The organism is Serratia sp. CoH_134_PS_4, assembly GCF_058190535.1.
In genome coordinates this window covers 285,834-292,692 of record NZ_JBXWKI010000006.1, presented here as the reverse complement: position 1 = coordinate 292,692, position 6,859 = coordinate 285,834, and the positions used below count along the sequence as shown (strand labels likewise).

The 6,859-nt window shown below is 56.1% G+C and carries 7 protein-coding genes; 1 reads left to right on the top strand and 6 read right to left on the bottom strand.

Annotation, left to right across the window (positions count from 1 at the left end; all coding sequences use genetic code 11):
- The coding region (locus AC2FCQ_RS12480) for a transketolase-like TK C-terminal-containing protein (protein ID WP_490647450.1) at positions 1-1,167 on the top strand (1,167 nt) is incomplete at its 5' end.
- A gap of 217 nt (positions 1,168-1,384) precedes the next feature.
- Here AC2FCQ_RS12480 and nudK read toward each other — a convergent pair.
- The 6 genes from nudK to napF form a co-directional block, all read right to left on the bottom strand.
- On the bottom strand, positions 1,385-1,960 hold the full coding sequence (gene nudK, locus AC2FCQ_RS12475) for a GDP-mannose pyrophosphatase NudK (RefSeq protein WP_209638141.1): 576 nt from the start codon (positions 1,958-1,960) through the stop codon (positions 1,385-1,387).
- A 130-nt stretch (positions 1,961-2,090) separates the two neighbouring features.
- Positions 2,091-2,708 carry a cytochrome c-type protein NapC gene (gene napC, locus AC2FCQ_RS12470; RefSeq protein WP_209638142.1) on the bottom strand — a complete coding sequence of 206 codons (618 nt, stop codon included), beginning with the start codon at positions 2,706-2,708 and terminating at the stop codon, positions 2,091-2,093.
- Between the two features lie 11 nt (positions 2,709-2,719).
- Positions 2,720-3,169, bottom strand: coding sequence for a nitrate reductase cytochrome c-type subunit (gene napB / locus AC2FCQ_RS12465; RefSeq protein ID WP_209638144.1), 450 nt, complete (start codon positions 3,167-3,169; stop codon positions 2,720-2,722).
- A gap of 37 nt (positions 3,170-3,206) precedes the next feature.
- A complete protein-coding gene (gene napA, locus AC2FCQ_RS12460) occupies positions 3,207-5,693 on the bottom strand; it encodes a nitrate reductase catalytic subunit NapA (protein WP_490308234.1) in 2,487 nt (828 codons plus the stop codon).
- Complete coding sequence (napD, locus tag AC2FCQ_RS12455) at positions 5,690-5,956, bottom strand: chaperone NapD (protein ID WP_265555452.1); 267 nt, start codon at positions 5,954-5,956, stop codon at positions 5,690-5,692. The genes napA and napD overlap by 4 nt, the downstream gene beginning before the upstream one ends.
- Positions 5,946-6,443, bottom strand: coding sequence for a ferredoxin-type protein NapF (gene napF / locus AC2FCQ_RS12450; RefSeq protein WP_490308235.1), 498 nt, complete (start codon positions 6,441-6,443; stop codon positions 5,946-5,948). The genes napD and napF overlap by 11 nt, the downstream gene beginning before the upstream one ends.
- Positions 6,444-6,859 lie beyond the last annotated feature (416 nt).

The following is a 6,859-nucleotide window of genomic DNA, read 5'->3' as shown; positions in this document are numbered from 1 at the left end:
CTGGGCTGGAAATACGCCGCCTTCGACATCCCGCAGGACATTTATGCCCAGTGGGACGCCAAAGAAGCCGGCAAGGCCAAAGAAGCGGCCTGGAACGACCGTTTCGCCGCCTATGCCAAGGCCTTCCCAGAGCTGGCTGCCGAGTTCAAACGCCGTGTGAACGGTGAGCTGCCGGCCAACTGGAAAGCCGAAGCCAAAGCCTTTGTTGAAAAACTGCAGGCTAACCCGGCCAACATCGCGAGCCGCAAGGCGTCGCAGAACGCGCTGGAAACCTTCGGCAAGGTGCTGCCTGAATTCCTCGGCGGCTCCGCTGACCTGGCACCGAGCAACCTGACCATGTGGTCCGGCTCCAAGCCCCTCAACGAAGACCTGGCGGGTAACTACATCCACTACGGCGTGCGCGAGTTCGGCATGACCGCCATCACCAACGGTATCGCGCTGCACGGCGGCTTCCTGCCGTACTCGGCGACCTTCCTGATGTTCGTGGAATACGCCCGTAATGCGGTGCGTATGGCGGCGCTGATGAAAATCCGCAACGTGTTCGTCTACACCCATGACTCCATCGGTCTGGGCGAAGATGGCCCGACGCACCAGCCGGTTGAGCAAATGGCCAGCCTGCGCGTGACCCCGAACATGAGCACCTGGCGTCCGTGTGACCAGGTGGAATCGGCGGTGGCGTGGCAGTACGGTATCGAACGTCAGGACGGCCCGACCACGCTGATTTTCTCCCGTCAGAACCTGACCCAGCAGCCACGTACCGCGGAGCAACTGGCCAACGTATACCGCGGCGGCTATGTGCTGAAGGACTGCGCCGGTACCCCGGACGTCATCCTGATTGCCACCGGTTCGGAAGTGGGCATCACCGTAGACGCGGCAGACCAGCTGACCGCAGCGGGCCGTAAGGTGCGCGTGGTCTCCATGCCGTCCACCGACGCGTTCGACAAGCAGGACGCGGCGTACCGTGAATCCGTGCTGCCGGCCGCAGTGACTGCGCGCGTGGCGGTAGAAGCGGGTATTGCGGATTACTGGTACAAGTACGTGGGCCTGAACGGCGCTATCGTGGGCATGACCACCTTTGGTGAGTCGGCGCCGGCAGAACAGCTGTTCAAAGAGTTCGGTTTCACCGTGGAAAACGTGGTGGCCAAGGCGCAGGCACTGCTGAAATAAGCCCTGCCCTGTCGCGTGACCCTAAGCCCGGCACATTGCCGGGCTTTTTCTTGGCGTTGTATTTTGAACAACGGTGATGGAGCTGATACGAGCTCGGGGTTCATCGCCCTTGAAGACGCTGAGCGCAGGAACAAAGCCTCTGACCTTTATCGACCGAAAGCTTCACTAGCGCTATAAAAAACGCGCGCTGACAAACATGACGGCGATGCTGATTTTTTTAATCCATGATTCGGTGAATTTGCAGGTACTGCAATAACATAATGGTCTTGCCGTCTTTAATCCGCCCATCGGCAATCATCGCCACCGCGTCGGTGAACGGCAACTCCACCACTTCAATATCTTCGTCTTCGATACCGCCACCGGACGTGTTGCGTTCGTTGTCATGGTATTCAGCAATAAAGAAATGCACGATCTCCGTCACGCCGCCCGGGGACATATAGGCTTCGAAAATCTTCTTCACGTCGCCAACCTGAAAACCGGTTTCCTCCACGGCTTCACGGCGCGCACATTGCTCCGGCGAGTCAGCATCCAGCAAGCCTGCACAGGCTTCCAGCAGCATGCCGCTCTCGTTACCGTTCACGTAGGTCGGCATACGGAACTGATTCGTCAGCACTACGGTACCCTTGGCACGGTTGTACAACAAAATGGTTGCGCCATTGCCACGATCGTAAACTTCACGCATCTGCTGAACGGAACCGCCATCCTTACGCTTCAAATCAAAAGTATATTTGTGCAGCACATACCAGTTATCTGATAACAGCTCTTTCTTCACATTCTCAATTTTCGCGGACATGAACCCTTCTTCTTTTCCGTTAGCTGAAACGCAAAAATGATACCGCGATTAAGCCCCGAAGTGACAACGGATTTGCAACAAAAAACCCCGCGGCTCATGCAGAGCGACGGGGTTTTTACGGCTACCTGCGTTAGAACCCGTTAGGGACGTCGCGCATATCCGGCAGCTTGTGGGCGATGCCTTTGTGACAATCGATACAGGTTTTCCCCTCGGTGATCGCTTTGTCGTGCATCTTTGCCGCTACCGTTTTTTGCGCGGTGAAGTCCATAAATTCAAAATTATGGCAGTTACGGCATTCTTGCGAATCGTTGGCCTTCATTCGCGCCCATTCGTTACTCGCCATCGCCAACCGATGCTGGTCAAATTTCTGTGGCGTGTCGATCAAGCCGAATGCCTTGGCATACAACTCCTTGCTGGCTTTCAGCTTGCGCAGCATTTTGGGCGCCCACTCATGCGGCACGTGACAATCCGGGCAGGTCGCACGCACACCGCTGCGGTTGTTGTAATGCACCGTCCCCATGTACTCCTCATAGACGTTTTCCCGCATTTCATGACAGCCGATGCAAAACTGCTCGGTATTCGCCGCTTCCATGCCGGTATTAAAACCACCCCAGAAGATAATCCCGGCGCCAAAACCCAACAGCAGCAGCGTACCCAGCGCCAGGCGGCTTGGTCTGCGCCACCAGCGCCATAGCCGCAGTAACAACCCGGGCTTTTTTTCAGTCGTCGTATGTTTGCGTTCGCTCATATCTTCCCCGCTTAATGCCCAAAGCCCGGCATGGGTTGGAAATCATTGCCGACAATAGGCGCCGCGTCGGTTTGCGGTACGTGACACTGCAAGCAGAAATAGCGACGCGGCGCGACGTCACTCAATACTTTGCCGTCTCGATCCATAAAGTGCGTCGGGCTGATACGCGGGGCACCGGTAGTGCGGTAATGCTCTACTCCGTGGCACTGCAGGCAACGGTTGGTATTCTTGCTGATCTGATACCCCTCCACGCTATGCGGGATCATCGGCGGCTGATTGACATAGTTCAGTGCCATCCGTTCCTGCTGTTTCGGCATTGAAATTGGCCCACCCACGGTGGCGGACACTTCCGGTGACTGACTGAGATCGACATCACCGGCGGCAAACGCCAGGCCGGCGAACGCCAGCGACAATAGGGTCACCCACAGGGCAAGCGTCTTTTTCACAACAGGGCTTTTCATTTTTATTTGGCTCCTGGGTAATAAAATAGGGTCGTCATCACGCCTTCTCCAACTTCACCGCGCATTTCTTGAAATCGACTTCTTTCGAGAGCGGATCGGTGGCATCCAGCGTCAGGTTGTTCACCAACTGCGCAGCGTCAAAAAACGGCATATAGACCAGCCCCTTCGGTGGACGGTTACGGCCACGGGTTTCGACCGTGCTGATCAGTTCGCCACGGCGTGACTTCACCTTGACCTTGTCTCCCCGACGCAAATTGCGGCTTTTTGCATCCAGGGGATGAATGAACAGTACCGCCTGCGGGAAAGCACGGTGCAGTTCGGGGACCCGTCTCGTCATTGAGCCGGTATGCCAATGCTCCAACACACGCCCCGTGGATAACCACAGATCGTATTCGCTATCCGGGCTCTCTGCCGCCGGTTCAAATGGCAGCGCAAAGATCACGGCCTTGCCGTCCGGTTTACCGTAGAAACGCACCGCGTCTCCGGTTTTCACGTAAGGATCGGTGCCTTCGCGGTAGCGCCACAGCGTCTCTTTGCCCTCCACCACGGGCCAACGCAGGCCGCGCGCCTGATGGTAACTGTCGAACGGCGCCAGATCATGGCCGTGACCACGGCCAAAACCGGCATACTCTTCAAACAAGCCTTTTTGCAGGTAAAAACCGACGTCACGCGCTTCATCGTTTAACTGGTCTGCCGGAATTTCCGTTAACGGGTATTTATTGACCTCGCCGTTAGCGAACAGCACGTCATACAGCGTTTTACCGCGATACTCCGGTTTCTGTGCCAGCAGGTCGGCCGGCCACACGTCCTCCACCGTAAAACGCTTGGAGAACTCCACCAACTGCCACAGATCGGATTTGGCCTCACCCGGCGCTTTCACCTGCTGGCGCCAGAACTGGGTGCGGCGCTCCGCATTGCCGTAAGCCCCCTCTTTCTCTACCCACATGGCTGTCGGCAGGATCAAATCGGCAGCCAATGCGCTGACGGTTGGATAAGGATCGGATACCACCACAAAGTTACGGGCATCACGCCAGCCCGGCATCCTGTCTTGATTGATGTTGGGGCCGGCCTGCATGTTGTTATTACACATCACCCAGTAAGCATTCAGCTTGCCGTCTTTCAGTGCACGGTCCTGTGCCACCGCATGCAAACCGACTTTTGCCGGTATGGTGCCCGCCGGCAGTTGCCATTTCTGTTCAGCTGTCTGACGGTGCTTTTCGTTAGTGACCACCATGTCGGCCGGTAAGCGGTGAGCAAACGTGCCCACTTCACGCGCGGTGCCGCAGGCAGAGGGTTGGCCGGTCAGTGAGAACGGGCCACAGCCCGGTTTGGAAATCTTGCCGGTTAGCAGGTGCAGGTTGTAGCACAGGTTATTAGCCCATACGCCACGGGTATGCTGGTTGAAGCCCATGGTCCAGTAAGACACGACCTTGATGTTGGGATCGGCATACAGCTTCGCCAACGCTTCCAGTTGGTCTTCCGGTACGCCGCTCATTTTCGCTGTTTTTTCCAGCGTGTAGTCCGCCACGAACGTTTTATACTCTTCGAAGCTCATCGGTTCTGAAGCATCGCTGCCCGGGTTTTTCGCCGCCTTTTCCAGTGGGTCCGTCGGACGCAGGCCGTAGCCGATATCCGTCGCCCCACGGCGGAAATTGACGTGCCGATTCAGGAAGTCCTGATCCACTGCGTTGTTTTGAATAATGTAATTGGCGATGTAATTCATGATCGCCAAATCGGTCTGCGGCGTGAACACCATGCCGTTATCCGCCAGTTCAAAGCTGCGATGCTCAAAGGTAGACAACACCGACACGTTGACGTGTTCGTCGCTCAGACGGCGATCGGTGATGCGTGACCACAGGATCGGGTGCATCTCCGCCATGTTGGAGCCCCACAACACGAAGGCGTCAGCCTGCTCGATATCGTCGTAGCAGCCCATAGGTTCGTCCATGCCGAAGGTGCGCATAAAGCCGACCACCGCTGACGCCATACAGTGACGTGCGTTCGGATCCAGGTTATTGGAACGCAGCCCGGCTTTGAACAATTTGGCTGCGGCATAGCCTTCCCATACTGTCCACTGGCCGGAGCCGAACATGCCGACCGCCTCAGGCCCTTTCTCTTTCAATGCCTGCTTGAACTTATCGGCCATGACGTCGAAAGCCTGCTGCCAGCTGACAGGGGTGAACTCGCCTTCTTTATGATATTGACCGTCTTTCATGCGCAGCAGAGGCTGAGTTAAACGGTCTTTGCCGTACATGATTTTTGGCAGGAAATAGCCCTTGATACAGCTCAGCCCACGGTTGACCGCTGCGTCGGGATCCCCTTGTGAGGCAACAATGCGACCATTTTGGGTCCCGACCAGCACACCGCAGCCGGTACCGCAAAAACGACAGGGCGCCTTGTCCCATTTAATGGCGTCAGCACTGCTTGCTACCGCCTGTGCTACCGTGGGAATAGTCAACCCGGCAGCTGCCGCAGCCGCGACTGCAGCATTGGCTTTCATGAAGTCTCGACGACTGAGTTTCATGGCGTTACCTCACCTTGAGTGTCCTGCTGGTGATAAACCAGCGATACCGCCAGCACGCCGTCCAGATTGCGTACCGACTCAATTTTTTCCAGCAGCGCATGTGAACAGGCGGCCTGCATGATGACCACCAATTTGCCGTGCTCCTGATCCTGCGCCGGGATTTCCGTGTCCGTTATTGCCAGTAAGGCCGACGTCAGACGTGGTATTTTTTCCGGTCGAGCCTGCACCACCAGCCCGCTGACGTGCCATTCGTTATTCATCATTATTTTCGCTCCGGGTTAAGGTGACAGCGCCGGCCGGGCAGCCGGCAACACAAGCCCCGCAACCGTTGCAGGCCGCTACATCCAGCATCGGTCGCGCCATCTCGCCCAGACGAGGTCGGAACGCTATGGCTTGGGGTTCACAGCTATCCTGGCAACTGCGGCATTCCACGCCCTGTTGCGCCAGGCAAGCGCTAGCGAACACCGCATGTTGCTGCCAGGGCGTTTCCGTTAATGGGCGAAATAACGGCTCCGTGCACGCCTGCGCGCAAAGCCCGCAAAACGTACATTCTGCACGCTGGAAATTCACTTCAGGAAAGCCGCCGCTACCGACGATAAGGACGCCCGTTTCACAGTGTTGAACACAGGCCTGACAACGGGTGCAACCCGCAATAAAAAGGGATTCTTGCCGCGACCACGGGGGGCGAATCGCAGCGGTTGGCTGACGCCATTGTCCACCAAGCAGTTTGCGTCGTGACAATACGGTCATGCTGTTTTTCCTCGACATTGCAAACACGCCACCGCGTGTAAATATCCCCGTCATCTTTCAAGCTGCAGGGTATAGAACCTGTTTTTTGTATTGTTATTGTTGCCGTTGCCAAGGAACGTTCAGTTGCCGCCATGACGTGAAAAATGACAGACATAAACCTTGAGAAAGACGGGGGTAAGATAAAAGGAGCGCGGGGGGTATATAATCACCCTAAAGGGGTAAATGCGGGGGGAGTTTGCGCCAGATCAATCTATTACCGGGTGCTCTGCGCTTTTAGCCACACTATTCCCAATCAGTCGCTATTTACTTGATTATATAACGTCTATTGATGGGTGACATGACAGGCAACTTAATGCGAGACACGCGCATTTTAGTTGCAAAAGTTATAATTTTGCTTTCGAATGAAACTCCACAAT